Consider the following 26,556-nt stretch of genomic DNA (forward strand, 5'->3'; position numbering starts at 1 on the left):
CTCACGGGTCGGCGCGCAACCGAACCCGCGCGTCCGCCGAAGCGGAGACCACGCAGTGATGCCTACGTGGTGGTAGCGGCTGCCGCCGCGGGGTAACCCGCGGCGGCAGCCGGGCAGCGCCTAGGTAACGGCGTTGCGGCGGTGAAACTCGGGGGCATCCCACGACCGGGTGTCGAGGATATCGCGCAGGATCTCCACAGCATCCCACACATCCGCGTAGCCCAGGTACAGTGGCGTGACGCCGAAGCGCAGCACCTCGGGCTCGCGATAATCGCCGATCACCCCGCGGGCGGTGAGCGCCTGGATGATCTGGTAACCATTGGGGTGCTCAAAGCTCACGTGGCTGCCGCGCACGGCGTGGTCCCGGGGGGTGATGAGGGTGAGCGGATGGTCGCCACACCGCTCCTCCACCAACCGAATAAACAGGTCGGTCAGGTCAAGCGAGACGCGGTGCAACTCTGCGGGGCTGGTCTGCACGGTGACGTCCAGCCCGCACTCCACGAGCGCGAGCGACACAATCGGCTGGGTGCCACACAGGAAGCGACGAATACCAGCCTGCGGCTCGTAGTGCGTCTCCATCTCGAACGGACGCGCGTGACCCCACCAGCCGGAGAGGGGCTGCCAGAAGCGGTCCTGGTGCGCGGCATTCACCCAGATGAACGCGGGCGAGCCGGGGCCCCCGTTGAGGTACTTGTACGTGCAGCCAACCGCGAAATCGGCCTTCGCCGCCGCAAGCTGAACATCCACCGCCCCGGCCGCGTGAGCCAGATCCCAGATCGTGAGCACACCGTTCGCGTGGGCGTGGGCCGTGACCTTCTCCATGTTGTACATGGTGCCGGTGCGGTAGTTGACGTGCGAGAGCAGGCTCACCACCACATCATCGGTGATGGCCTCCTGCCAGGGCAGGTCGGCATCAATCAGGCGCAGCTCGTACCCCTGGTCGAGGAACTCGATCAGACCCTCGGTGATGTAGACATCCGTGGGGAAGTTGTCGCGCTCCGTCACGATGACGCGCCGCTCGGGGTGGTCCTCCTTCTGGATGCGCACCGCAGCCGCGAGCGCCTTAAAGATGTTGAGCGTGGTGGAGTCGGTCACGACAACCTCGCCATCACCTGCCCCGATCAGGCGGCCCAGCTTGTCACCGAGACGGGCGGGCAGATCAAACCAGCCAGCTGTGTTCCAGCTACGCACCAGATCGGTGCCCCACTCGGCGGTGATCACCTCGGCAGCGCGCTCCGCAGTACCGCGGGGGCGGGCCCCGAGCGAGTTACCGTCGAAGTAGAGCACACCCTCGGGTAGCTCAAACTGGTCGCGGAATCGGGCCAACGGGTTGACGGCGTCGGCGGCGACGCAGTCCTCACGGGTGAGGGGAGCCGTACCGGCCGAGGCCGACACGGCGAAGGGTGATGCAGTTGTCATAGTTACTCCTGGGGGTGGGATTTCTGTGGTGAGTTCTGGATGTTCCTGAGCACCGCGCGCACCGGACTCGCGTCCGCGTCGGCGAGGCGCAGCGGCAGGGCGATGAGTTCGTAGCGGCCCTCGGGCACGTGTTGCAGGTGCAGATTTTCGAGGATGGCCACCCCCGCACCGGCTGCGGCGTGGTGGGCGAGCATCCGTTTGCTGTCAACGGGGTCGATGGAGGCGGCATCCACACCCACAAGCAGGCCGCCGCGGAGCAGACCAAACCAGTCGAACAGCTCGGGTAAGAGGCCGGCAAAGGTACCATCCCACTCGCGAGGGAAGGTGTCGTAGGTGCGGAGGAGGAGGCGTGGGGCGACCGTGCCGGGTTGGCGGGCGAGGGCGGCGCGAACATCCGCCACCCCCACCGGACCGCGGGCAGCGCGACAGTCCAGCACCTGACACGGCCCGAGGTACGGGTCAAGTGAGACCAGGCCAATCGCAACGCCCAGCGGATCAACGTGCAGGGGGGCGTCCGCGTGCGCCCCAATGTGCGGGGTGGTGACGAGGCGGCTCACGTTCACGCCGCCCTCCGCCCCCACCCGCCACACGGGCTCGGCCGAGAAGGGAGTATCCCCCGGCCATACCGGGCTCGCTGACGAGACCGGCGGGCTGATGTCGATAATCCCGGCACTCACTATGTGTGCCTAGCTGAGGGCGGCGGCGATGTCGGTCACCGGCATATCCGGGAAGCTCTGGGCCACGTCGGCGTTGGTGAGCGACCCATTCGAGGTGTTCAGCCCGCGAGCAAGCGCCTCATCGTCACGCAGCGCACCCTGCCAGCCCTTGTTGGCGATGGCCACGAGGTAGGGCAGAGTCACATTGGTGAGCGCGAGAGTGGAGGTGCGCGACACCGCGCCGGGCATATTGGCCACACAGTAGAACGTGGACTGACCGACCGAGTAGGTGGGGTTGTCGTGGGTGGTCGGGCGGGAGTCGGCGAAACATCCACCCTGGTCAATCGCGATATCAACGAGAACCGTGCCGGGCTTGAGCTGCGCGACCAACTCACTGCTGACCAGCTTGGGCGCTCGGGCCCCCGGAATCAGAACGGCCCCGATGATGAGGTCAGTCTGACGGGCCTCACGCTCCAGGGCGTAGGCCGTTGAGGCGAGCGTGGTGAGGCCGGGATACTGGCGGTCGAGCTCGCGCAGGCGCGGGATGGAGACGTCGAGAACCGTCACCTTGGCCCCGATGCCCATCGCCTGTCGGATGGCATTCTCACCGGCCGCGCCGCCGCCGATCACGAGAACCTTGGCGGGCTCAACGCCCGGAACCCCGCTGGCCAGGATGCCCGACCCGCCCTGACTGCGTTGCAGGTGGTAAATGCCGGCGTGCACCGCGAGGCGGCCGGCGATCTCGCTCATGGGGGCAAGCAGCGGCAGGGCCCGGTCCGTCGTCTGGACGGTCTCGTAGGCGATGGCCGTGACTTTCTGGTCAATCAGGGTCTGGGTGAGGGGACGGTCTGCGGCGAGGTGGAGGTAGGTGAAAAGCACCTGATCGGAGCGGAGGCGGGCGTACTCGCTCGCGATGGGCTCCTTCACCTTGACGATCAGATCGGCACCGGCCCATACCTCGTCAACGGTGCCAAGTGTGGCCCCGGCCGAGGTGTAGTCATCGTCGGTGATCCCGGAGCCAAGGCCTGCACCGGTCTGCACGGTCACGTCGTGACCGTTGCGCACGAGTTCGTGCACGCCGGCGGGCGTGATAGCTACGCGGTACTCATGGTTTTTCACTTCTGAGGGGACACCAATACGCATGTTGCTTTTACTCCTTTGTAGGGACCATCCGACCAGGCTGCCGCGCGACACCGCCCACATGAAACCGTGCCGGGCACAATTCGACAGCTTCCCTTGACGATAGAATTTATTACCGCCAAAAATCAAGCTCAGCAAATTATTTGCAGCTATTACGTAATAATATTGTCATGGATTCAGAAACACCCACCCCAAACACCTCCCCATCGAACCCAATTCGGCTGGATGCGATTGACCGCGTCATCCTACGGGAACTCACCCGGGATGCCCGCGTACCCAACAACGTACTAGCCGCAACCGCGGGTATCGCCCCCTCCACCTGCATCAACCGGGTGCGCGCGCTCCAGGAATCCGGCGTTATCACAGGGTTTCACGCGCATATCAACCTGGAATCGGTGGGAATCTCCCTGTTTGCGCTCATCTCAGTGCGCATCCACTCGCACGCCCGACACCGGATGCGCGAGATTGCGCGCGCCCTGGGCCGACTGGGCAATGTGCAGAGCGTCTTCTTTCTCGGCGGAGAGCGGGACTTCCTCCTGCACGTGGCCTGCGAAACGCCCTCCCAGCTGCGCGACTTCATTACCGAGCACCTGGGCGCCGACCCGGCCGTGTCAAACACACAGACCAACATCGTTTTTGAGCATCTGACCAACAATGTGGCCCAGCAGGCGTGGGAGACCGAGGGGACGGGGAAACGGTGAACGCCCGAACTCTCGACGCTTTTTCATACTCAGATTCCTTCTAACGTGTAAAAAATTGGGCCGATTTTTTACACGTTTTGACGACATGTCAATAAACTTGTCATATGCCCTGGTCCCCAGCTGAACCCTACAACGCGCTTCCCGCGCTGCCACCCGCCACAGAGATTGAAACAAAACGGGTACTCAAGGCTGTTGTCGCCGCACGCAGCAGCCTCGCCGCGCTCAACGCCTCCTGCGAGACGTTACCCGACCCGCATGTCCTGATCAACGCAATCACCTTGCTCGAAGCAAAATCCAGCTCCGAGATTGAAAATATCGTGACCACAAACGACGCGATGTTCCTCTACGCAGACCCCGCCCGCAGCAAACAGGCCGACCCGGCCACCCGCGAGGCGCTACGCTACCGAACGGCACTAGAGCGGGGCATGGAAAGCATCACCCAGCGCCCCCTGAGCGCCAGGACCGCCCAAGAGATCTGTACGACGCTGGCCGGTCGCGCAATGACGGTTCGCAATCTCCCCGGAACATTTATTAGCAGTTCGACCAGCTACAATCCCCGATACACTCCGCCGACCGGCTCGACCGTCATCCGGGACCACCTCAGCCACTGGGAAAAGTTTATTCATACGGACACTGACCTTGATCCACTCCTGCGGATGAGCATGGCACACTACCAGTTTGAGGCCATCCACCCTTTTGCGGATGGAAACGGACGGACGGGGAGAATCCTGAACATTCTGCTGCTCGCTACCTACGAGTTATTGACCTACCCGGTACTGTACCTTTCCGAGCGCATCATCGAGACGAAAAACGATTACTACGACACGCTGTTACGCGTCACCTCACACAATGAGTGGGAGGCGTGGAACCTGTACATGTTGGAGGCGATTAAGGTGACCGCCGACCGCACACTCGTCACCTCACGACACATCCACACCCTCCAGCAAGATTTTCACAAGTACCTACGCGAAGCTACAGGAACCGTCAACGCGGACCTACTGGCACTCCTTTTTGTGAAGCCCTACTGCCGCATTACTGACGTCATGGAGGCCTGCCGAGTCTCCCGCCCGACAGCATCGGGAATGCTCAAAGCTCTCCTTCCGTCCGGTCGCCTGCACAAGGAGAAATTGGGTCGCGAGGCCCTCTTTGTGAATGTCCCGCTCATGCGGGTACTGGCCCGCGCCGAGGCGTTCCCGGGCACTACGAACTAATGACGTTCGTTGACGTGTAAAAAATTGGGCCGATTTTTTACACGTTTGCGGAACGTGACAAGATTCTTTGCACGTCATCCGGTACGGCAGCGTCGCGGGCAGGGGTGCAGAAAACGAGGCCACGGCATCGGCGCGACCCCGGCAGCCCCTGCTGGGCTGGCCGGGGCCGTGTCGCGTATCGAGTCTGCTAGGTGTGCGAGCGGGCCAGGATATCCGCGCGCGGGTTCTCCTGCGGCCCCACCTTCACGAACTCTTCAAGCAGCGCTCGGGCCTCGTCGCTCAGGTGCGAGGGCACGGCCACCTGCACCTCGGCGAGCAGATCGCCGGTACCCTTCGAGGAGGTCACGCCACGACCTTTCACCCGGAGCACACGGCCGCTGGGGGTGCCCGGAGCAACCTTCAACCGCACGGGGTCACCGTCCAGGGTGGGCACCTCGATGGTGGCACCGAGGGTGGCCTCCACAAACGTGACCGGAACGGTGAGCCGCAGGTTCAGCCCCTCCCGCTCAAACACGGGATGCTTCCGCACATGAACCGTCAACACGATGTTGCCGGGTTCACCGCCATCGGGGCTCCGCTCACCCTTACCGCGTACCTTAATCTTCTGACCGTCGGCGACACCGGCCGGGATCTTCACCCGGATGGTCTTACCCTCGGCCGTCTGCAACGACACCGTATCGCCGCGCGTGGCCGTCACGAAGTCAATCGTTGCACTGGCCGTCACATCGCGCCCGGGTGTGGGGGCACCATAGCCACGGTAGCCGCCGGTGGTGGAGCCGAAGCCGCCCTGGCCGCCGAACATCCCGCCCAGAATGTCCTCAAATCCCGCACCACCGGCACCGGTCTGCTGGTAGGTGTACTGGGTGTTACCGCGACCGGCACCGCCGAACATCCCGCCGAAGACATCCTCGAAACCGCCCTGGCCGCCCGCCCCACCGGGAGTAAATCGAGCACCGGAACCCATCGCCCGCACCTGGTCGTACTCGGCACGCTGCTCCGAGTCGCTGAGGACGGAGTACGCCTCGCTGATCTCCTTGAACTTGGCTTCCGCCTTGGCATCTCCCGAGTTGGAGTCGGGGTGATATTTGCGGGCCAGTTTGCGGTAGGTCTTTTTGAGGTCGGCCTCGGACACATCTTTCGCCACACCGAGAACCTTGTAAAAGTCTCGGTCGAACCAGTCTTGGCTAGCCATCGGTAGGCACCGCAACAACCACCTTGGCTGCGCGCAACTGCACCTCACCCAGGCGGTAGCCCCTCTCAAATACCTCTAACACGGAGGCCTCGGTGACGGCCGGGTTGGGCACCTGGGTGATGGCCTCGTGATGCGTGGGGTTGAAAGGTTCTCCCACCTCACCGAAGGCCACCAGACCCAGCTTCTCCACGGCTGCGCGCGTCTTCTGCGCAATGGTCGTGAAGGCGCTGCCCTCTTCCAGGTCACCATGCTTATCGGCCCGGTCAATATCGTCGAGCACGGGCAGGAGGGCCGTCACGGCCGATCCAACGGCTCGCTCGCGCTCCAACTCGCGGTTGGCCTCGGTGCGTTTACGATACTGCGCGTACTCGGCGTTGATGCGCTTGAGGTCGGCGAGATATTCGCTGGCCTCCGGGTTATCCACGGGCTCGGGGAGACCGGCATCCGATGCAAGCGACTCGCTATCCCGTGCCGCGTTCAGGATGTCCTCTACCGTGAGTTCCTCGTCTTGCGCCCCGATGTCGTCGGCTGCCGTCTCGGCCTCCGGGGCTGCCGACTGGGGAACCTCTCCGGCACCCGGGTCTACTGACTCGTCCGAATTCTGGTTCTGTTCAGTCATTGCGTGTTCTCCTCGGTCTGAAAGTCTGATGGTGTTAATACGGGAGGGCGTGGGGCCCACCTGAGGCGGGCCCCACGCCGGAGACTCGAGTTACTTAGCCGAGTTGTTTGTGTCGTCCTCGTCCTCAACGACCTCGGCATCAACCACGTCGTCATCGTTGGACTCATCGCCAGCACCCTGAGCGGCAGCTTCCTCGGACTGGCTCTGCGCGTAGATGGCCTCGCCCAGCTTGACCTGACTCTCGTTGAGCGCATCAAACGCCGTCTTCACGACGTCGTCATCATCGCCGGCCAGGGCCGTCTTGAGGGCGTCCACATCGGCCTGGACATCGTTCTTCACATCCGCAGGGAGCTTCTCGTCGTTTTCCTTGATCAGTTTGTCGATCGAGTAGGCAAGCTGCTCGGCACCGTTTCGGATCTCGGCGGCCTCGCGGCGCTTCTTGTCATCGGCAGCGTTCTCTTCGGCCTCACGAACCATGCGCTCGATGTCCTCTTTGGAGAGAGTTGAGCCACCGGTGATGGTGATGGTCTGCTCCGTACCGGTGCCCTTGTCTTTGGCCGAGACCTCCACGATGCCGTTGGCGTCAATGTTGAAGGTCACCTCGATCTGCGGGATACCCCGGGGAGCCGGTGCGATACCGGTCAGCTCAAACGTGCCCAGGTTTTTGTTGTCCCGGGTAAACTCACGCTCACCCTGGTACACCTGGATCGACACGGACGGCTGGTTGTCCTCGGCCGTGGTGAAAGTTTCGCTGCGGCGGGCAGGGATGGGCGTGTTGCGCTCGATGAGCTTGGTCATCATGCCGCCCTTGGTCTCGATTCCGAGAGACAACGGGGTCACATCAATGAGCAGAACATCCTTACGCTCACCGCTCATCACGCCGGCTTGGAGGGCGGCGCCGACAGCCACAACCTCGTCGGGGTTGACGCTCTTGTTGGGCTCCTTGCCCCCGGTGAGCTTCTTGACGAGCTCGGTTACGGCGGGCATCCGGGTCGATCCACCCACGAGCACAATGTGGGCGATATCGCTCACCTTGACGCCAGCCTCGCGGATGACGTCCTCGAAGGGCTTGCGGGTCCGGTCGATGAGGTCTTTGGTGAGTTCCTCAAACTTTGCCCGGGTGAGGGTCTCGTCCAGGTTAGCCGGACCGTTCTCCGTGAGGGAGAGGTAGGGCAACTGGATGCTGGCCGTCATTGAGCTCGACAGCTCGCGCTTCGCCTGCTCGGCAGCCTCCTTCAGGCGCTGGAGCGCAATCTTGTCGCCCTTGACGTCAACACCGGTCGTGGCCTTGAACTGATCAATCAACCAGTTAACGATGCGCTGGTCCCAGTCGTCACCGCCGAGGCGGTTATCTCCGGAGGTCGAGCGAACCTGGATGGTCGAGAAGTCGTCGTCAATACCCACCTCAAGAAGGGAGACATCAAACGTTCCGCCACCGAGGTCGAAAACGAGGATCAGTTCGTCTTCTTTCCCCTTGTCGAGGCCGTAGGCGAGCGCAGCAGCCGTCGGCTCGTTGATGATACGCAAAACGTTGAGGCCCGCGATCTCACCGGCCTCCTTGGTGGCCTGCCGCTCAGCATCGTTAAAATATGCGGGAACAGTGATAACGGCGTCGGTGACCGTGTCGCCCAGGTAGGTCTCGGCATCCCTCTTCAACTTCTGGAGGGTGCGGGCAGATACTTCCTGCGCGGTGTACTTCTTGTCATCAATTGAGGTGGTCCAGTTGGTACCCATGTGACGCTTGACTGACGCGATGGTGCGGTCAACGTTGGTGACGGCCTGGCGCTTGGCGGTTTCGCCAACCAAGACCTCTCCATCTTTACTGAACGCAACGACTGAGGGGGTGGTGCGGAAACCCTCGGCGTTTGCGATAACGGTGGGCTCGCCACCCTCCAAAACGGCAACCACCGAGTTGGTGGTTCCGAGGTCAATGCCTACTGCACGTGCCATTGTGTGTCTCCTTGATAGTGCGGGTGTGAGAGGCCAAAGCCCTCACACTGTTCGTGTGCGGCGTCGCCGTCGGCGAGCCGAAGCCTGGTCTATTCAATTGGTATACGGCCCCGGTGAGTGGCCACCGTCTGCCCCCGCACCGCCCACGTCGGTCAAACCGTAGTGGGTGTGATGCGGGTGAACTCAGAGACTTGAGCCGGGATGACTCAATATTAGACACCCCCTCCTCGCTTGTCAATAAACTTGAGTCACTTCGACTCAAGTTTATGTTCTGTCGCGACGAAAGTCCCCGCACGGGCGTAATCCCACTCGTCGCCAATATCGACCAGGCTCCGTAGTGCAGGAGATCCGGCACTCCTCGGCGAAAACTCGGGTGTGACCCAGGAAATTGGGGCCGGATCGACAATATCGCGGACCACCGACACCGCAACATCCGGCCGCTCCACCCACCCCGCTACGTCCCGTTCCCCACCCCTCACGCTCACGGCGGATTCACAGGGGCGGACGGACGGAACAGCGACCTGGATCCGCGTGACCCGCCCGGCATCCACCAAAAACCCGCTGCCCGGGGAGTAATCGCGACGACGGGAGCGAGGTAGCGTTGCCCGGAGAGGGCCGGGACCGTCGGCATCATCGGGCTGAAGCACGATTCCGGTACGCGCAGCGCGCAACTCCGCATACACCTGCCAGGCCCCCGCCGCAGTTGCGGGATCGCACTCCACCAGCACACACACTCCCGCCCGGCGCGCAACGCGCAGGAGCGCGGCAAGGGAGGCCTCCGCCCCGCTCCCCTCGCACTCACCGACATCGTCAATCACGATGACTCCGGTGGTACCCCGGGGCGGCCACTCGAGGGGAAGAGCAACGGTGGCGGGTGCGGGAGAGGCCTCCGTGAGCAACCACCCGGGTAACGTCGAATCGACCGGCGAGGCAGGGGTGTGGCCGAGACGAGCGCACAGCGCATCGGCCAGTTCGGTGAGCTCCTCCGGGCCCTCAGCCGAAGCGACCCAACGCCACACCGAGCTTCCCTCCCCCCGAGTCGCAGACAGCCGCACCGCGGACAGCACCCGCGTGCACGCCATAGCCGCAAGCACGCAGGCGATCGTGGTCGTGCGCCCGGAGGCAGGAGGCCCGGCCACCACGCACACTCCGGTTGTCGGGAGACTGATGGGCTGCAGCGACTCAGACGTCAAGCCGATCGTGGCCCGGCCGCTCCCCCGTGCCGGCAACGACTCCAGCGGGATCCTCTCAGGCATCCGCGGAACGGGCGGGGCCGCAGATATCCCGTGGGTATGCAGTCGCGCACCCAACTCCCGAAGCGCCCCGGCCTGTTCCGCGGAGCCACACTGCCCGCCGTAGACCCCGATCTGCACCTCCACCCCGGGCGATGCGCCCAGCGACCGGGCACGACCGGGCGGAACGTTCTCACCAGCCAGGGCGGTAACGCCCACGGTCAGGTACTCCCCTTCCGAAGCCAAACGGAGCACAATCCGCTGCTGAATCGTCGCCAACAGGGGGCTCGGGATACCTCCGGCCCGGTCAGCCGTGAGCATCACATGCACACCCACCGCCCGCCCCTCGGCCATTACCGTCCGCAGGAGATCGCACGAAACACCCTCGGCCTCAGCGGCTTCCCACAGAGGCAAGAACCCGTCAATCAGCAGCACAATCCGCGGTTCGCCTGACTGTCCCGGTCTCCGACGGTATTCGGACAACGAGGCTGCATGACAGGTCGAGAACTGGGCAGCCCGGTCGTCAATAATCGTCGCAAGTTGACGGAGGAGACGACGCGTGCCCTCATCGTCATCCGCCGTCACAACAGCCCCCACCGTCGGCAGGGCAGCAAGCGCAGCGAGCGCCCCACCCGCATAGTCCAGCGCATATATATGCACGGGATCCGCGGCGACATCTACGCTCAGGGCCGCAGCACACGAACGCAGTGCGGTGGTTTTCCCACTACCCCCGGTGCCCATAACAGCCACGTTGCCCACCTCGTCCAGCCGAATAGTGAAAACTGACTGCCTCTGCTCGGCAGGGTAATCGGCCAGGCCCAGCGGGACTCCCCTGGCATCGGTGGGGAGACCTTCAAGGGCCAGGATGTCGGGCAGAGCATCACACCAGACGCGGCGCGGCACGAGGGCACCGGTCCTCTGGGCAGCGCAGACAATGGCATCCCGTAACCGCTCGATATCACGGGGGCCGGGTGCTCCGGGCGGGTCATCTGCGGCCGGATCCGGGGCACACCACGGGTGGCCCGGTCCGAGGCCTAGCTCACGGACTGCCACGGCCGGACGCGCGGCGGGGCCGACCGCGCGGCCACCGACATACGCGGTCTGAAGGTGAGCAATCGGTGCAGAACCCACCGCGACCACGGCGCGACCGGGGGTATCGCCTGCGATATGAGCGGCATCCCGAACGCCCACGACATCGAGGCTATCCCGCTCATCGGCCACTCGTAGGGCAACCCTGAGGGTGATGTTGGCGCGCAGGTTATCAGTAACCACACCGGCCGGACGCTGAGTGGCCAGAACGAGGTGCAGGCCGAGAGACCGGCCACGCTGAGCGATATCAACGAGCCCCTCCAGAAACTCGGGCACCTCCCGGGCGAGGGCCGCAAGCTCATCAACGACGATGACGAGGGCGGGCGGGGCAACACCGTTGTTGCGGGACTCGAGATCGGGAAGGTCTTTCGCCCCGGCCTCAGCGAGAAGCCGCTCTCGGTACCGCAGCTCAGCACTCAGCGACGTCAACGCCCGCTGTACCAGCTGTGGTGTGAGGTCCGTCACCAGCCCCACCGTGTGCGGCAGCGATGTGCACTCGGCAAATGCTGTGCCCCCTTTATAGTCGATGAGGAGGAAGGTAAGCCGGTCGGGGCCGTGTCGGGCCGCGAGGCTCATGATCCACGTTTGCAGAAACTCGCTCTTACCCGAGCCGGTCGTGCCACCCACAAGCGCGTGGGGGCCCTGGCTGCGAAGATCGAGACCAAATGGCCCGGCCGAACCCACCCCCACGATAGCCCCGAGCCCAGCCGAGGGGCGAGCCCAGGAAGCTATGATCCAGTCAGCGTCCGCACCGGTAGGAGTATCCGCCGCCAACAACTCTCGAAGAGCTACCGCACGGGGGAGCGCCGCCGCCACAGCGGCTTCCCGTGACCCCACCTCCACCAGCGGAGCTAATCGCCGCACCGCTACCTCAAACTGGGGACCTGCCAGCGCCTCCACCGAGACGAGCGGCACCCGCCGCCGAGTTTTTCCGTAGGTCACCGACCCACCCTCGCCAGCCACCTCCACGTAGGTGCGGCAGGCAGCGGGAAGGCAGTCAACCGATGGGGCGACCCAGATCAGGTGGATACCGACCCCGGCCCCCCGCTCAGCAACCGCCACCAGGCGACCACATTCCGCGGGCGTCACCGAGGCAACCACGACGACAACGGCCGGCCGTCTTTCTCGCGACCGATCCGCAGCCATGCGCGCGGCGACACATGCCTCAAGACCGGCCACAAGCTCGGCAACGGAGTCAGCATCACCGGCAACTGGGCGGGCGCGGAGCAACCGCCGAGCGGAGTCGGCGTGCGGCAGCCATTCCAGCCACGGCAGCCACTCAGCGGGTTCGATTACGCACAACTCCGCTCCCCGCCCCCAGTGCATCCCGACCCCGGCCAGCACCAATTCGGCTGGGGAGTGAAGCCCGGCCAGCTGCAGAACAACCGACCGCAAGAGGTCGGCCGCAGCGCGCGGGTCGCCCGTGATGCCGAGCGACCCGCACTGTCCCAGGAGCTCGGTCACGGGAACGGGGGTGATCGTGCGGAATTCCCGGGCCACCGCATCCACCTCGTCCCACGCGCCGTCGCGCTCCTCACCGCGTGCGGGACTGTGCACGCGGGTGTCACTGGCGAGTTCGCCCATCCCCAGCCGGAGACGCAGGAAGACGTCCTCCTGTGGCTCCCGACTCCAGACCGCGGAGGTGCGATCCGCGATGGCGAGAGCCGCGGATTCGCCCCCGAGGCAGGCACGATCGCGCGCGGCCAGCTCCGCCCGCCTGGCGGCGGCGAGGGTAGCGCTGGCCTCCCCCAAATCCGTCCAGAACCGCTTCATCCGGGTGCGCCAGACCCGGCGGGCGGTGAGACGGGTATCGAGCCAGGTAGCGACCAGTACGACGGGCGAGAGGGCCACAAAGATGAGACTCATGGGCGCGCTGGTGAGCGCAAAGAGGGCACCACCCATCAGTACGGGGGCGAGCACAGCCACGAGAGGCACGCGCTGCGGAGTGACAGCTGCGGGCGGTCGAGGCAGGTCAACCGCGACGGATTCGGCAGCAATATCCGTGCGCGGCGAGCGCACACACGCTACCGTGGCCGCACGTTCTCTCTCCCCCGCCCCACGGGACCTCGCGTGAACCGGGGTGCACGAGAGGGAGATATCCCCCAGACGGATAATGTGCGCGCCGGCCAGTTCGGCCTCGGTGACGCGCCACCCGTCAACCGTAATGCCGTTAACCGAGCCCGCGTCCCGCACCGTCATTGAGGAGTCAGCCTCGATCACCGCGTGCCGACGCGAGACGCTCTCACTGCGCAGCCGGATGCGTGCGCTCGCATCCCGCCCAATGCTATTGCTGCCCTCAATGACGCTGAAGCGAACCCCCGCCTGCGGCCCATTCAACACTTCGACGCGACCGAGGGGCGGCAGCAGCAGCGTGTCCCCGGGGTGGTGCTCCCCCTCTGGGATGGGCTGTACCCAGCATCCAGAGCGCACCCCCGAGCGCTCCAGAGGGGAGGCCGGGTCAAGCGCCCACACCGTCGTCTCACCGGGGCGCCGCACGCGGAGGGTGAGCGGGACCGCATCGGCCAGGGCAACCTCGGCGAGTGGATTCCCCTCGGGGTGGCCCAGGATGAGCAGGCGGGCGACGTCGGCAACCCGCGCAGTGGCGTCGGCGGTCAGCTCCACGGGGCAATCCGACCCCGTACCACCGCTCACGATGAGCATCATCTTCACGTCAGTTCTCCTGTATCTTCGGCCCCCGTGAGGAAAAAGCTACGCGGAAGAATCTGTCGCCCCGCAGGAGCCGTGCGTCAATGTGGATAAACACTCGGTTGTACACAGCTCCTTCTCAATTACCCTTTTCCGCGATTCCGAGTCGCCAATCTCCTCCCCCGGCCCGCCACTTAACCTCTGTATCCACAGACTGACGAGCACCCCTGTACGGCGCTCAGGCTAACGATTACAGTGAGACAACATCCCACACAGACAGCACCCGAGAAAGGCACCGACCGCGCATGGCACTCTCTACCGACGACGACCAGGATTCCGACCTCACCTTTCCACCCGGGTTTCTCTTCGGGTCGGCCACGGCCGCATACCAGATCGAGGGAGCGGCGGCCGAGGATGGCCGTGGCCCCTCCATCTGGGACACGTTCAGCCACACACCCGGCAACGTCTGGAATGGCGATACCGGAGATATCGCCTGCGATCACTATCACCGCGTGGAGGAGGACCTCGACCTGATGGTCACACTGGGCCTGCACGCCTACCGGTTCTCGATCTCGTGGCCGCGCGTGCAACCGACCGGGAGAGGAGCGGTCAACCCTGCGGGCCTCGCCTTCTACTCGCGGCTCGTGGACGGGCTCCTCGCTCGCGGGATCACACCCATCGCCACGCTCTACCACTGGGATCTCCCCCAGGCCCTCGAGGATGAGGGCGGCTGGACCAACCGAGCCACCGCCGAAGCCTTCGCCGATTACGCCCGCCTTGTGGGTCGCGAACTCGGCGACCGCGTCGCTGTCTGGACCACCCTCAACGAGCCCTGGTGCACCGCCTATCTCGGCTACGGCTCGGGCGGTCACGCCCCAGGAATCGCGGATGCCGACTCCGCGTTCCGTGCCGTCCACCACCTCAACCTGGCACACGGCCTCGCCATTACCGCCCTACGTGAGGTTGTCACGAACAACCCCCAGTATTCGATCACCCTCAACCTGCACCTCATCCGCCCCGACAACCCCAGCTCCGCTGCGGATGTCGCGGCGGCCCGGCTCGCGGATGGCGTGGCGAACCGCCTCTTTCTTGACCCCCTCCTCAACGGGCACTATCCGGAGTGGGTGCTGGAGGCCACGGGCCACCTGACCGATTGGTCGTTCGTCACGGCGGGCGACGCCTCACTCATCCGCCAACCGCTCGATGTGCTGGGCGTGAACTACTACACCCCCCAGCGAGTACGCGAGTGGGACGGGGTCGGCACCAAGCAGTCGGCTGACGGCGCACCCCGCACCCCGGGTACCGCCTGGCCCGGCCTGGATCACGTCGAGTTCCTGGACCAGGGCGGCCCGCACACGGCGATGGGCTGGACGGTTGACCCGTCCGGCCTTGAAGAGTTACTCCTCGCTATCGGCAACGAGTGGCCAGCCCAGCCCCTCATGATTACCGAGAATGGTGCCGCCTACAACGACGTTATGAGTGCGGATGGCAGCGTGCACGACCCCGCCAGGATCGACTATCTGCGCCGCCATCTCGCGGCAGCCCACCGGGCCATTGAGCGGGGTGTCAACCTCACCGGGTACCAGGTTTGGTCGCTGCTCGACAACTTTGAGTGGAGCTTTGGCTACTCCAAGCGCTTCGGTATTGTGCACGTCAACTACGACACCCTCGTGCGCACGCCTAAAGACAGCGCACTGTGGTACTCGCGGCTCGCGCGGAGCGGGGTGCTCCGCGGAGAATCCTCAGAAATCAGGTGACCAGGCACCGCGCTTAGGCCACAAACTCTGTCCCCTCGGGCAGCCGCGCGCGCATCACGTCAATCGCCTCAGGGTTCTGATCCATCAGCAGGAAACGCCGACCCAGCCGCGCCGCGACTGCCCCGGTCGTGCCGCTGCCCGCAAAGAAGTCAAGCACCCAATCATCTGGGCGGCTTGACGCCTGGATGATGCGGCGAAGGATCCCCTCCGGCTTCTGGGTGGGGTATCCCGTTTTTTCCTTACCCGTGGGCGAGACGATGGTGTGCCACCAGACATCGGTGGGCAACTTTCCCCGCCGGACCTTCTCCTTCGTGACCAGGCCGGGGGCCATATACGGCTCGCGGTCAACCGTGGTCGAATCGAAGTAGTAGGCGTCGGGGTCCTTCACATAGACCAGGATTGTGTCGTGCTTGGTTGGCCAACGTGACTTCGACTTGGCCCCGTAGTCGTACGCCCAGATAATCTCGTTCAGAAAACATTCGCGGCCGAATAGGGCATCCAACAGCACCTTGGCGTAGTGAGACTCACGGTAATCGAGGTGCAGGTAGAGCGTGCCGTCAGTGGCAAGGAGGCGCCAGGCCTCCACCAAACGCGGCTCCAAAAATCCCCAATAGTCGTCAAAGCTGTCGTCATAGCTGCGCAGCGCACCACGGATGCGCTCGTAGCTCAGCCCCTTAAACCCGCTCACGGTACCCGTCCCTGCCCCCGGAGCGCGGACGGCAGTGGTCTGCTGCCGGGTTTGCACCCGCCCGGTATTAAAGGGAGGGTCCACATAGATCAGTGTGATGCTCTCATCAGGCAGCGCACGGAGGGCCGGTAAATTGTCACCCACCAGCACCCGGCTGTGTCCCGCTAGGCGCTCCGGCTCGGCAGATACCGCGGTAGCTTCGGCAGGCGCCTCCGCATCAACCCGCTCCCCGCGGTGATCGGCAAGGCCCTCAGTAGTCTTCACCTGCCCATTCTGGCAGTAGCAGGGGAGAAGCACGAGACGTAGTCTTGATGAAAACGCGAGGGAGTCCACATGACAGAGCACTCGGATGTCGCCGTCCAGCACGAGCCGGAGTCGTCACGCTACGTTCTCGTGGTCAACAACGTAGTGCGTGGCGAGGCCGCCTACACCCTAACGGGCTCGGACATCCGTGCGACCCACACGCTCGTTGACCCCGCGCTACGCGGCCGGGGGCTGGGCGATCAACTCATCACCGCGATGATCGCGGATATCCGCGAGCGCACCGAGTTCCGCGTGGTCCCCGAGTGCTCGTTTGTGGTTGACTGGTTCGCCGCCCATCCTGACGAACGAGATCTGCTCACCCGGCACCCCACGGACAGCTCGTCTACGGAACGCGGTTAAGCCACGCTTCGGTCGAGAATTTCTCGGCGGCAAGGCGCGCGGCCTCATCGTACTCGTCGGGGGTGATCCGGGACTCGGTACCCCCATACAGGGTCGTGAAGGTCTCGATCATCCGGGCGATAATCTCCTGCCGACTCAACCCGGTTTGACTGCGCAGCGGATCCACCCGCTTCTGTGCGCTGGCCGTGCCCTTGTCGCTCAGCTTCTCTCGCCCGATACGCAGCACCTTCACCATCGTGTCGGCGTCCATGTCGTAACTCATCGTGACGTGGTGTAGCACCGCCCCCGAGCCCAGCCGCTTCTGCGCGGCCCCGCCGATTTTACCGTCCGGGCTTGTGATGTCGTTGAGCGGTTTGTAGGCCGCGTCGATACCGAGCGAGCGGAGAGCCTCCAATACCCACTCGTCGAGAAAGGCGTAGGAGTCGGCGAAGCTGAGACCGTGCACGAGGTCGCCGGGCACGTAGAGGGAGTAGGTGATCGCCGATTCGGGCTCGACGAACATAGCACCGCCACCGGAGATACGGCGCACAACGGTCACCCCGTGAGCCTCCGCCTGCTCCCGGTCTACCTCGTTGCGCAGAGATTGGAAACTGCCGATGATGATGGCGGGACTGGCCCACTCCCAGATGCGCAGCGTGGGCTGACGGCTGCCGTCACCCACCGCGTTGGTGAGCACCTCGTCGAGGGCGAGCTGCACGGCCGGCGGTTGGGGCTCCCCGTGGATGATCTGCCAGTTGTATTCACGCCAACTCGTGGCCTTGGCCAGCGCACGGCGCACGGTCGTCGCCACAGCCTCGGGGCTAAACCCGAGCAGTTGGGCATCGTGTGGGAGAGCATCTCGCACAGCGCGGGCCATCTGTTCGGCGTCCGTTTCTCGGGGGAGGCCGTTGAGAGAGTTGTTGATGTCGTCGAGGGCGCTGTCCGGTTCGAGGAAGAAATCCCCGGCCACCCTCACGTGGTGGAGCGCGCCCTCCACCACCTCAAGATCGACGACGACCAGTTTTCCGCCAGGGACCTTATATTCACCGTGCATGGACACCAGCCTAATCCCACCGTCAGGCCGCAGAGTTTGGCGAGCACGTGCACGGATGGCGGATGGTGCTGGGGTTTACTGCCCAGCAGGTCGCTGAACGAGCATGGATCACTCGCGCCACCCTGCGGAAGCTGGAAACGGGCAGTTCTGGGGTGTCCCTCGGCACACGGATGACCATGTGCGTAATCATGGCTTTCTTTCGTCTCATGGCTCTTGGATGCTCAGCCCGGCGTTCGACGTCAACCCGACCCCCGATCTATACCGGACGAGGTCCACATCAATCGCTGGAGCTGACGCTTTTCCTGATGAGGTTGAGGGGCTGCTTGCCCTGGCCGAGGACTGCGGCCTGACCCCGGCCCAGGCGAAAGGGATCATGGGCCGTGTTGCAGTGTCAATGTCTGAATGGCAGGCGGTCGCGCGCCGCAGCGGTGTCTCGGAGCGAGAGGTTCGCGTGATGGCGGAGTCCATCTCGCCGCGGGTTGAAGCGGTTGGGGTGTCTTCGCGGCGACGTTAAACGCCAGGGGGTGCGCTGCACAGCCTGAATCCACCGATCAGGTAGGGGGGTGGGGTGTGATCAAGTTTTAGTGCGCGTACTTTCAGCTTCTTGCTCCAATAACACGATGCGTTTCTTCGCAGCAGCACGTTCGTGCCGGACGTCTTTTTCCGCAGCAGACTTCGCTACCGATGCCGGGGCGTCGGTGCCGGGTGTGCCTGCGGCGTGTTGCCTCAGCCACGCGGTGAGGGCTCACTGTGAGATACCGAAGTCTGTGGCGATGTGCACTTGCGTAGTGTCGCCTCGTAGATCGGTAGATTCAGGTTCAACCACTCCACCAGGTCGGCGTAGACCTCGTCGCGGTTGGTTTCATTAAAGATCTCGTGCCGGGCCCCCTCGTAAATAATGGCCGTGACCTCCGTGAGCCCACTGCGCCGCACGTACTCGTGCGCCAGGCGCTCAACCGATTTTTCGCCGCCCACCGGATCGTCGTCACCGGCCATCAGGAGCAGGGGCGGGTTCGCCGCGAGGGCGCGTCGGGGGCGACCAAAAAGCCGCAGCGCATCCCGCAGCCCAAAGAGGCGAAGGATGTTGGCCTCGAAGGTGAGCGGATCGGCAACAAACGCGTGGTGCACCTCCGGGTCGCGGCTGAGCCACTCGAAACCCGTGTCCCCCAGGTGCGCGTAGCGCTTGTTCAGGGGGCCGGCCTCCAGAAAGCCGGGCATCCGGTAGGCGCTACCCGTGAACACCACGGCGTCGTAGTCCTCGGGGTGAGCGTTGAGCAGCCGCTGGCCCATCAGTGACCCCCAGGAGTGTCCGAGGTAGACAACGGGCACACCCGGGTGGGCGATGCGGATGAGCGTGCCGAGTCGGCGAATCGCCTTCTCGGTGGCCCGCAGCCCGCCCACCCCCAGGTGGCCCAGCCGCGAGGTATCACCGCCGTACTGATCAATTCCGGTGGCTCCGTGGCCTCGGTGGTCGTCCGCGACCACGGAGTATCCGGCGGCGTTCAGCACACCGGCCAGTTCGGTGTAGCGACCAGCGTGTTCGCCGATCCCGTGGACGATCTGGATGACGGCCCGGGGTGCCGCCACCAACCACTCGTTGTAGGTTATCGGCACACCGTAGTCGTCCAGATAGCGAGGCATGTGGATAGTGTGTCACGGCGTTTCACCACGCGGGGGATTTTGCCAGTAAATAATACGCAGCTACCCGAATTCGTCAACTTTTTTTATCAGACAACAGCTCAGATCACCCTGTATATCACCTCGGAAAGTTCCTCACAACACCTTTCCACAGATTGTGGATAAGCCTGTGGGAACTTTGTGCACAAGCCTGTGCACAATCTGGGGATAACCTCCACAGATGTGGATAACCTGTGGAATCAGCGCAATTTCACACTGTCCAGGTCATTAAAGCTGTAAAAATGGAGGCCCGAAAAAAACCTCTCCGGTTGGTCCGTTTCCGCCTCGACCCGAGCAATAAACGCGTCGCTATCAAAGTGGCCACCCCGCAGCAACTGACGAGTTGACCCCTTCCGCGCAAACGACAGCGAAGCCCCCACCCCGATCCGGGCGGCAACCGCCAGGAGCCGGTGGAGACGCACGCGGCCCGGCACACCCAGCCATATCGGCAGGGCCACCCCCTCGGCGCGGAGGGCACCCAGGTACGCGACGAGGGTATCCGGGGTGAAGCACATCTGGGTGACGGCAAAATCGGCCAGCACCTGTTTGCGCCGAAGCAGGTCAATGCCCTCGGCCACGTCGAAGTGCGGATGCCCCTCCGGATACCCGGCCACCCCCAGTTCGTAGAAGGCCCCGCTGTGTGCTCGCACGGCCTCCAATAACTCGCCACCATCGGCATAGGGCCCGCCCGTGCCGCGACCATCGCCACCCACAATAAAAAGGGTGCGGATACCGGCCTCGGCAAACGCGTCCAAACTGTCATGCAGAACCGCCTCGCTGCCCACCTGGCGAGCAGCGAGATGGGGCACGGCGGTAAAATCGCGGCCCGCGAGCTCAATGGCGGTCTGTACCGTGGGGGTGATGCCGTGCTGGGGCAGACACGTCACGGTAATATCCGTGTGGGCGGGAAACGTGACGGCCACCCGATCGACGATACCGGGGGTGGGGATGATTTCGATGCGCACATAATCCCATCTTGTTGTCGCGCCAGCGTGATGCGGCCCGGGAAAAACCCTACTGTTCATCTCCACAACTACCCCCGAACCCTGGCGATTCGCTGAATACTCGCGCTAGCCTGAGCACATGAGCGAACCGGGAGACCCGACCGCACCCCCCACCGCATCCACGGGTGCGCTGCGGGTGTCACCACACCTCGACGGGAACACACCCGCGCCCCGGCGCCGTGTGGTCTCGTGGGCCCTATGGGATTGGGGGTCTGCCGCGTTCAACGCCGTGGTCACCACGTTTGTGTTCAGCACCTACCTGGCCAGTGGCCTCTTCGTAGACCCGGCCATCGTGGCAGCCGCCGGTGATGACGCCAACAACCCCGCACTCGTGGCGGCCAGGGCAGACAGCGCGTCGGTTGTGTCAATCGCGTTGACCATCGCGGGCATCCTCATCGCGCTGATTGCGCCCGTGCTGGGCCAACGCTCGGACGGCTCGGGGCGGCGCAAACTGTGGCTGGGCGTCAACACGGGCCTCGTGGTGCTCGCGATGGCGGCGATGTTTTTTGTCGAACCGCGTCAGGAGTTTCTGGTGCTGGGGGCCACACTGCTCGCGGTGGGTAACATCTTCTTCGAGTTTGCCAGCGTCAACTACAACGCCATGCTCGTGCAGGTGTCCACCCCCCGCACCATCGGGCGGATCTCCGGATTCGGTTGGGGTCTCGGCTATGTGGGTGGCATCGTGCTACTCATCATCCTGCTGGTGTTTTTTATTCTCGACGTGGGCGCGGGTGGGGGCGGCATCCTGGGGATGCCGACGGGGGCGGCGGGCGGTTCGCTCGACATCCGCGTGGCCGTGCTGGCCTCGGCCGTGTGGTTTGCCGTGTTCGCCATCCCGGTACTCGTATCCGTACCCGAGATTCCGCGGTATCGTCGCGACAACCGGGTGGGATTCCTGGGCAGCTATCGCGTGCTGATACAGACCATCCGCGACCTATACCGACACCGGCCGCAGGCGCTGCTCTTTCTCGCGGCGAGCGCAATCTTCCGCGACGGGCTGGCCGGGGTGTTTACCTTTGGCGCGATTATCGCGGCCAATGTGTTCCACTTCAGCGCCACCGAGGTGCTCTACTTTGCCGTAGCCGCGAACCTCGTGGCGGGCATCGGCACCTTTGTGGGCGGCTCCCTCGACGACAGGGTGGGGGCCAAGACCATCATCATCGTGTCGCTCGCCGGGCTCGTGGCGGCGGCAGTTGTGGTGCTCTTCATCGGCACGGCCCAGAGCGGGTTCTGGATCGCTGGACTTGCGCTCTGCCTGTTTGTGGGACCCATCCAATCGGCTAGTCGCAGCTTCCTGGCTCGCATCACCCCCGAGGGCCGCGAGGGCGAAATCTTTGGGCTCTACGCCACGACGGGCCGGGCCGTGAGCTTCCTCACGCCGGCCCTGTTCACGCTGTTTGTGACCGTGACACACGACACCCGCTACGGCATCCTAGGCATCGCGATCGTGCTTGCGGGCGGGCTCGCCCTCATGATCCCGGTGAAGGATCGGCAGGACACGCTCGTCTAGCGGATCACCTTGAATATGTGATTTTTCGGAGAAGGTTCGGGCCTGCCGCCGCGCAGTTCCAAACCTTTACGTCGTTTGGGATGAGGTTTGCGGTGAGAGCGTCCCGCGCGCCCTGAAGTGCGTTCGTCTTGGTTGCGCTGAGACTCCGCCAGCCAACGGTTGCTTCGCAGCTGGCATAGTGCAGGGTGTATTCGCCTTTTCTGGTTGGTCGAGGGACAGGGTTGTCTCGTTTGCTTTTTGGCAACAATGTGGAGGGGCTCGTCCACGACGAACGCGGCTCGTACGGTGTCGATGATATCTTTCGCGCACTGCCTTTGCTCGGTTGCGTTGGGCAGCTTGATCCACGGGTAGTGAACGGCAAGTCGGTCGTCGAGAGGGCCCCGGTCTTCGTCAAGGGCGACGACAATCAGGTGAGCGATGACGGTAAGAATGACCTCGTGAGTGTCTCGCTCTGCTGTGGTGGTGAGCATGAGTGATTCTCCGTCACGTCGCGTGACTTCAACCGGTGCTTTTCAGCTTCGCGGAATACACACTTAAAGTCATGTTAGAGGTCGGAGGAGGTGACGACGAGGTGTCCGGATGTCGTGGCCTGCATGCGTCAACCATGTGCTGAATATATTCAGCGGACAAGACGAGGACCGGTCCACACTGCCTGCCACAAGCCGAACACTGCGTCAGATCCCCTAGGCTCTGCCCCCAGCGAGACACCATCCCCCCGTTCACGAACCAACGAGCACCCGAAAGCATCTGACACCGCGACGCACCCCGAAGAACTCCGGCGGGCAGCAGCTATTCAGGCGTTTCGATGTCTACGAGAAAGTCAGCGAAATCACCGCTGCTCGAAACGGCATCGCAGGGGAAGATCGTTCCGGTACCGGGGATCGGAGTGAGCACCCGACCGGTCGAGCCGCCAACTCGCTGCTCACGCTCCTCGTACCGCCACTTAACCCCGTGGATCGCGCGGATCACCCCCGTGATCGTGGTAGACGTGTCATCATGGTGCTCTTCCGCGCACACGACAGGCTGCCCGAACTCGGAGTACAACGCGGACCATTCAGGAAGCATTGCGGTGGTGCTCCACGTGATGACCTCATCAACCGCGAAAGCGTCTCCACAGCAGTCAAGCTGCCAACCCGCAACCAGAATCCGCTCCAACATCGCACACACCCTTTCTGATCACGAGCAACAGTAACGGGGGCAACGATTCTCGCTACCAGCGATTTGCCGCCACCTCGGCCCAGCCCACCAGGCCGTCCACCGAAATCTCTTTACCGGATGACCGCCGCACCCAGCCCGACCACTCGCCAAACGCCTGATGCGTCTCCGAGGACACCACGAGCGCCGAGGTCGAGGCGTTGCGCACGTGGAAGGGGGTCAGCGTCACGCTCACCCGGTCCCCCACAACCGTCCAGGGCTGCGTGTAGTCGCTCGCGTTGAAGGTCCAACCCAGCTCGTTCGGGATGTAGTCGAGGTGGCCATCCACAAAAATCGCGTTCTCGGTGGAGCCCGTGCCCACCGTCCAGCCACCGCCGAGTTGGAGGCCCACCCGCTTGCGGCGCACCATACCGGAGCCCGCGCCCCAGTTCCACGTGGACGAGTAGGGCCAGCGGCCACGCCCACGGTCAAGCACCGCCCAGCTCGTCTTGGCGGGCAGTTCGTGGCGCTCACCGTTGATCGTGAGGGTGCCCGTGACCGGGCGGGCCACATCCTTGAGCGTGTATTGGAAGAGTTTGGTTGACCACGGCACCACAACGCCCAGGCTGTCCCCACCGGGTGCGGCCTTCAGATCGAGGTCGATGCCCTCAACGGATGCCCGGATAACCGTCCCGTCGCCCCCCTCGGCAAAACTCAGCACCACGTTGCGACTCGTGGCGTTGGCGGTAAACGGTGGCAGCGTATCCGGCAGATTCACCCGGCGACCCAACGGAACGGTGCTGCCCAGCTCGCGTTCCTCACCCGTCTCGCGGTCAAGAAAGTAGAACTGGTTCACGGCCGCGTAGTCGAGGCTGGAGATCGTGAGACCCAGCACAAAGCGCGGCGTAACGATACCCCAGTACTCCCACCGCTTGTTGCGCCCCCACCCCGTGAGGTTGGTACGGTGCAGCGGGCGGCGGGTGAATCCGCGCGCCCCCGGGTTAAGCGTGCCGTTGGTGAGACACAGGTCAACGGCATCGGTAATCTCGGCGAGGGGCGAACTCATACCTGCCAGACTACCCCCGCACCGGCGAGACCCGAGGTTTTCTCCACTGTTGGCCGTGAGAGCCGTGGGGGTCGGTAGAGTTGATCGGGTCCAGGGCCAGCACGAGACGCAAGGAGAGCGGATGTCCGAGGTCACGCTGAGCCCCGAGCAGCAGATCGTCTTCGACCGGGTCGAGAACACTCGCGAGCACGTCTTTGTTACCGGCCGCGCCGGAACCGGTAAATCCACGCTGCTCAATCACCTGTCCTGGCACACGGGTAAGCAGATCGTGATCTGCGCGCCCACGGGGGTCGCCGCCCTGAACGTGGCGGGCCAGACCATCCACTCGCTCTTCCGCCTGCCCACGGGTGTGATTGCCGACCACGCCATCGACCAGAACGCCGAGGTGAAGAAGCTCCTCAACGCCATCGACACCCTCGTGATTGACGAGGTTTCGATGGTCAACGCCGACCTGATGGACGCCATCGACCGCTCCCTGCGCCAGGCGCGCAGCCGCAGGCATGAGCCGTTCGGCGGCGTGCAGGTGATCATGTTCGGTGACCCTTACCAGCTGCCACCCGTGCCACCGAGCGACCCGGAGGAGCGCGCCTACTACGCCGATACGTACCGCTCGCTGTGGTTTTTCGACGCGAAAGTCTGGCAGGAGGCGCACCTCAGCATCGTCGAACTCACCGAGATTCACCGGCAACGGGATGACCGTTTCAAGCAGCTGCTCAACGGCGTGCGGCACGGCGTGGTAACGGCCGAGATGGCGGGCGAACTCAATGCGGCCGGGGCGCGGCCAGCCCCCACCGACGGCGTGATTACACTCGCCACCACCAACGCGATTGTGAACCGCATCAACGCCGAGGAGCTGGGTCGGCTGAAGGGCCGCCCGCTCAAGGCCGTGGCCGAGGTCAACGGCGAGTTTCGTAAGGGGGCCTACCCGGCCGACGAAAACCTGGAGCTCAAACCGGGCGCGCAGGTGATGTTCCTGCGCAACGACCCCGATCAGCGCTGGGTCAACGGCACTCTCGGCACGGTTGACCACATCGACGGCAATGTGTGGGTGGAGGTTGAGGGCGAACTGCACGAGGTGGAGCCCGCCAGCTGGGAACGACACCGCTACACCTATGTGGCCGCGACCAAAACCCTGACCAAGGATGTCGTGGCCGAGTTCATCCAGTTTCCGCTGCGGCTGGCCTGGGCCGTCACCATCCACAAATCCCAGGGTAAAACGTATGAGCGCGCCATCATCGACCTGGGCACGCGGGCCTTCAGCCCCGGGCAGACCTATGTGGCACTCAGCCGCATCACGAGCATTGAGGGCCTGTACCTCACCCGGCCGCTGCGGCCGGGAGATGTGAAGGTTGACGACAATGTGCGCCGGTTTATGGCGGCCTCACGGGCCTCACGGGTGCAGGCGGCAGATATCGCCGACGGGTCGGCGACCCACGACACCTAGGCGGCAGCCTCCGCCTTCGCGCGGGCCAGGTCATTGAACACCTCGGTGTTGAACCGGTAGGCGCGCATCACCTCGTCGATGACCCGGTTGCGCTCGGCCTCATCCCAGTCAACAGCGTCCAACTGCTCCTTGTAGGTGTCTTTAAACTCTTTGGGCTTGGCGATCTCGTCAAAAAGGTAGAAGCCCACACCGTTGGTTTCGAAGCCAAACTGGCGCTGAATCAGGGTGCGGATGATCTGCCCACCCGAGAGATCCCCCAGGTAGCGCGTGTAATGGTGGGCCACAAAGCCGCCATTCCAGGTGGCCGCCACCTCGGTGAGGCGTGCCACGTAGGCGGCGGTGGAGGGCAGCGGAACAATCTGGTCCCGCCAGTCGTCACCCAGGAGGAAGGCCAGGTCGGCACGCAGCGCGGGCAAACGTGTGAGCTTGGGGGTGATGAAGGATGCGGCTACCGGGTCATTCTTCATCCGCTCGGTAGCAGCCTCCAACGCCTCATAGATGAAAAAGTGCTGGGCAACCAGCGAAACGTAGTCTTCGCGCGTACCCCGACCGGCAACCAGGTCGTCCATGAAGGCTGCGCCCTCGCTCTCGCGGTGGCTGGATGTGGTGCGCTCCCGCAGCGCCTGCGAGAAGGGGATGACGTTCGACACGGTGTCCTCCAACGTTTGAGTGAATTGAAACGTAGCTTAGCCGACCCTTACTTAAAAATAACAGTTCCCGGACCG

22 protein-coding genes are annotated in these 26,556 nt (G+C 64.1%); 8 read left to right on the forward strand and 14 right to left on the reverse strand.

Annotation, left to right across the window (positions count from 1 at the left end):
- Positions 1 to 120: 120 nt before the first annotated feature.
- The 3 genes from kynU to ald are packed head-to-tail and all read right to left on the reverse strand — an operon-like array spanning position 121 to position 3,218.
- Positions 121 to 1,419, reverse strand: coding sequence for a kynureninase (gene kynU / locus FB466_RS04930; RefSeq protein WP_141916325.1), 1,299 nt, complete (start codon positions 1,417 to 1,419; stop codon positions 121 to 123).
- A gap of 2 nt (positions 1,420 to 1,421) precedes the next feature.
- Positions 1,422 to 2,096 (reverse strand): arylformamidase, encoded by a 675-nt coding sequence (gene kynB, locus FB466_RS04935; RefSeq protein WP_211344752.1) that lies wholly within the window; start codon positions 2,094 to 2,096, stop codon positions 1,422 to 1,424.
- Between the two features lie 9 nt (positions 2,097 to 2,105).
- On the reverse strand, positions 2,106 to 3,218 hold the full coding sequence (gene ald / locus FB466_RS04940) for an alanine dehydrogenase (protein ID WP_141916328.1): 1,113 nt from the start codon (positions 3,216 to 3,218) through the stop codon (positions 2,106 to 2,108).
- Between the two features lie 167 nt (positions 3,219 to 3,385).
- Here ald and FB466_RS04945 point away from each other — a divergent pair, with 167 nt between their 5' ends.
- Both FB466_RS04945 and FB466_RS04950 read left to right on the forward strand, forming a co-directional pair.
- Positions 3,386 to 3,916: an Lrp/AsnC family transcriptional regulator gene (locus tag FB466_RS04945; RefSeq protein WP_141916330.1), complete on the forward strand. Its 531-nt coding sequence runs from the start codon at positions 3,386 to 3,388 to the stop codon at positions 3,914 to 3,916.
- 104 nt (positions 3,917 to 4,020) lie between these two features.
- Positions 4,021 to 5,127, forward strand: a complete 1,107-nt coding sequence (locus FB466_RS04950; RefSeq protein ID WP_141916332.1) for a Fic family protein — start codon at positions 4,021 to 4,023, stop codon at positions 5,125 to 5,127.
- 187 nt (positions 5,128 to 5,314) lie between these two features.
- Here the strand turns inward: FB466_RS04950 and FB466_RS04955 are convergent, their stop codons facing one another.
- From FB466_RS04955 to FB466_RS04970, 4 genes are all read right to left on the reverse strand, one after another.
- Positions 5,315 to 6,319, reverse strand: coding sequence for a DnaJ C-terminal domain-containing protein (locus FB466_RS04955; protein ID WP_141916334.1), 1,005 nt, complete (start codon positions 6,317 to 6,319; stop codon positions 5,315 to 5,317).
- On the reverse strand, positions 6,312 to 6,938 hold the full coding sequence (locus tag FB466_RS04960) for a nucleotide exchange factor GrpE (protein WP_141916336.1): 627 nt from the start codon (positions 6,936 to 6,938) through the stop codon (positions 6,312 to 6,314). The genes FB466_RS04955 and FB466_RS04960 overlap by 8 nt, the downstream gene beginning before the upstream one ends.
- A gap of 90 nt (positions 6,939 to 7,028) precedes the next feature.
- Positions 7,029 to 8,888 (reverse strand): molecular chaperone DnaK, encoded by a 1,860-nt coding sequence (gene dnaK, locus FB466_RS04965; protein WP_141916338.1) that lies wholly within the window; start codon positions 8,886 to 8,888, stop codon positions 7,029 to 7,031.
- 248 nt (positions 8,889 to 9,136) lie between these two features.
- On the reverse strand, positions 9,137 to 13,873 hold the full coding sequence (locus FB466_RS04970; RefSeq protein ID WP_246054554.1) for a type VII secretion EssC family protein: 4,737 nt from the start codon (positions 13,871 to 13,873) through the stop codon (positions 9,137 to 9,139).
- A gap of 287 nt (positions 13,874 to 14,160) precedes the next feature.
- Here FB466_RS04970 and FB466_RS04975 point away from each other — a divergent pair, with 287 nt between their 5' ends.
- Positions 14,161 to 15,612 (forward strand): GH1 family beta-glucosidase, encoded by a 1,452-nt coding sequence (locus tag FB466_RS04975; RefSeq protein ID WP_141916343.1) that lies wholly within the window; start codon positions 14,161 to 14,163, stop codon positions 15,610 to 15,612.
- A gap of 13 nt (positions 15,613 to 15,625) precedes the next feature.
- Here FB466_RS04975 and FB466_RS04980 read toward each other — a convergent pair whose 3' ends face one another.
- Positions 15,626 to 16,450, reverse strand: coding sequence for a DNA-methyltransferase (locus FB466_RS04980; RefSeq protein WP_211344775.1), 825 nt, complete (start codon positions 16,448 to 16,450; stop codon positions 15,626 to 15,628).
- A 183-nt stretch (positions 16,451 to 16,633) separates the two neighbouring features.
- Here FB466_RS04980 and FB466_RS04985 point away from each other — a divergent pair, with 183 nt between their 5' ends.
- Complete coding sequence (locus FB466_RS04985; protein ID WP_141916347.1) at positions 16,634 to 16,963, forward strand: GNAT family N-acetyltransferase; 330 nt, start codon at positions 16,634 to 16,636, stop codon at positions 16,961 to 16,963.
- Here the strand turns inward: FB466_RS04985 and lplAB are convergent.
- The gene (gene lplAB / locus FB466_RS04990) at positions 16,947 to 17,996 is read right to left on the reverse strand and encodes a lipoate-protein ligase LplAB (protein WP_141916349.1); all 1,050 of its coding nucleotides are present in this window, start codon (positions 17,994 to 17,996) and stop codon (positions 16,947 to 16,949) included. The two genes, FB466_RS04985 and lplAB, sit on opposite strands and share 17 nt — an antisense overlap.
- Positions 17,997 to 18,213: 217 nt before the next feature.
- On the opposite strand from lplAB, the gene FB466_RS05000 reads away from it, so the two are divergent.
- Complete coding sequence (locus tag FB466_RS05000) at positions 18,214 to 18,510, forward strand: HipA domain-containing protein (RefSeq protein WP_246054527.1); 297 nt, start codon at positions 18,214 to 18,216, stop codon at positions 18,508 to 18,510.
- A 212-nt stretch (positions 18,511 to 18,722) separates the two neighbouring features.
- Here FB466_RS05000 and FB466_RS05005 read toward each other — a convergent pair whose 3' ends face one another.
- Both FB466_RS05005 and FB466_RS05010 read right to left on the reverse strand, forming a co-directional pair.
- A complete protein-coding gene (locus FB466_RS05005; protein ID WP_141916353.1) occupies positions 18,723 to 19,637 on the reverse strand; it encodes an alpha/beta fold hydrolase in 915 nt (304 codons plus the stop codon).
- A gap of 236 nt (positions 19,638 to 19,873) precedes the next feature.
- Positions 19,874 to 20,638, reverse strand: a complete 765-nt coding sequence (locus tag FB466_RS05010; protein WP_170206031.1) for a methylenetetrahydrofolate reductase — start codon at positions 20,636 to 20,638, stop codon at positions 19,874 to 19,876.
- Positions 20,639 to 20,756: 118 nt separating this feature from the next.
- Between FB466_RS05010 and FB466_RS05015 the strand changes: the two genes are divergently transcribed.
- Complete coding sequence (locus FB466_RS05015) at positions 20,757 to 22,187, forward strand: MFS transporter (protein WP_141916357.1); 1,431 nt, start codon at positions 20,757 to 20,759, stop codon at positions 22,185 to 22,187.
- Between the two features lie 221 nt (positions 22,188 to 22,408).
- Positions 22,409 to 22,663: a hypothetical protein gene (locus tag FB466_RS05020; protein ID WP_141916358.1), complete on the forward strand. Its 255-nt coding sequence runs from the start codon at positions 22,409 to 22,411 to the stop codon at positions 22,661 to 22,663.
- A gap of 313 nt (positions 22,664 to 22,976) precedes the next feature.
- Here the strand turns inward: FB466_RS05020 and FB466_RS05025 are convergent, their stop codons facing one another.
- Both FB466_RS05025 and FB466_RS05030 read right to left on the reverse strand, forming a co-directional pair.
- Positions 22,977 to 23,345, reverse strand: a complete 369-nt coding sequence (locus tag FB466_RS05025) for a DUF6578 domain-containing protein (RefSeq protein ID WP_141916360.1) — start codon at positions 23,343 to 23,345, stop codon at positions 22,977 to 22,979.
- Positions 23,346 to 23,397: 52 nt separating this feature from the next.
- Entirely contained in the window at positions 23,398 to 24,387 is a 990-nt protein-coding gene (locus FB466_RS05030; protein WP_141916362.1) for a DUF2804 domain-containing protein, read from the reverse strand.
- 121 nt (positions 24,388 to 24,508) lie between these two features.
- Between FB466_RS05030 and FB466_RS05035 the strand changes: the two genes are divergently transcribed.
- Complete coding sequence (locus FB466_RS05035) at positions 24,509 to 25,831, forward strand: ATP-dependent DNA helicase (RefSeq protein WP_141916363.1); 1,323 nt, start codon at positions 24,509 to 24,511, stop codon at positions 25,829 to 25,831.
- Here the strand turns inward: FB466_RS05035 and FB466_RS05040 are convergent.
- Complete coding sequence (locus tag FB466_RS05040; RefSeq protein WP_141916365.1) at positions 25,828 to 26,481, reverse strand: biliverdin-producing heme oxygenase; 654 nt, start codon at positions 26,479 to 26,481, stop codon at positions 25,828 to 25,830. The genes FB466_RS05035 and FB466_RS05040 overlap by 4 nt on opposite strands.
- Between the last annotated feature and the right edge of the window lie 75 nt (positions 26,482 to 26,556).

The sequence above is a fragment of the Klugiella xanthotipulae genome (genome assembly GCF_006716695.1).
Taxonomy (GTDB): domain Bacteria; phylum Actinomycetota; class Actinomycetes; order Actinomycetales; family Microbacteriaceae; genus Klugiella; species Klugiella xanthotipulae.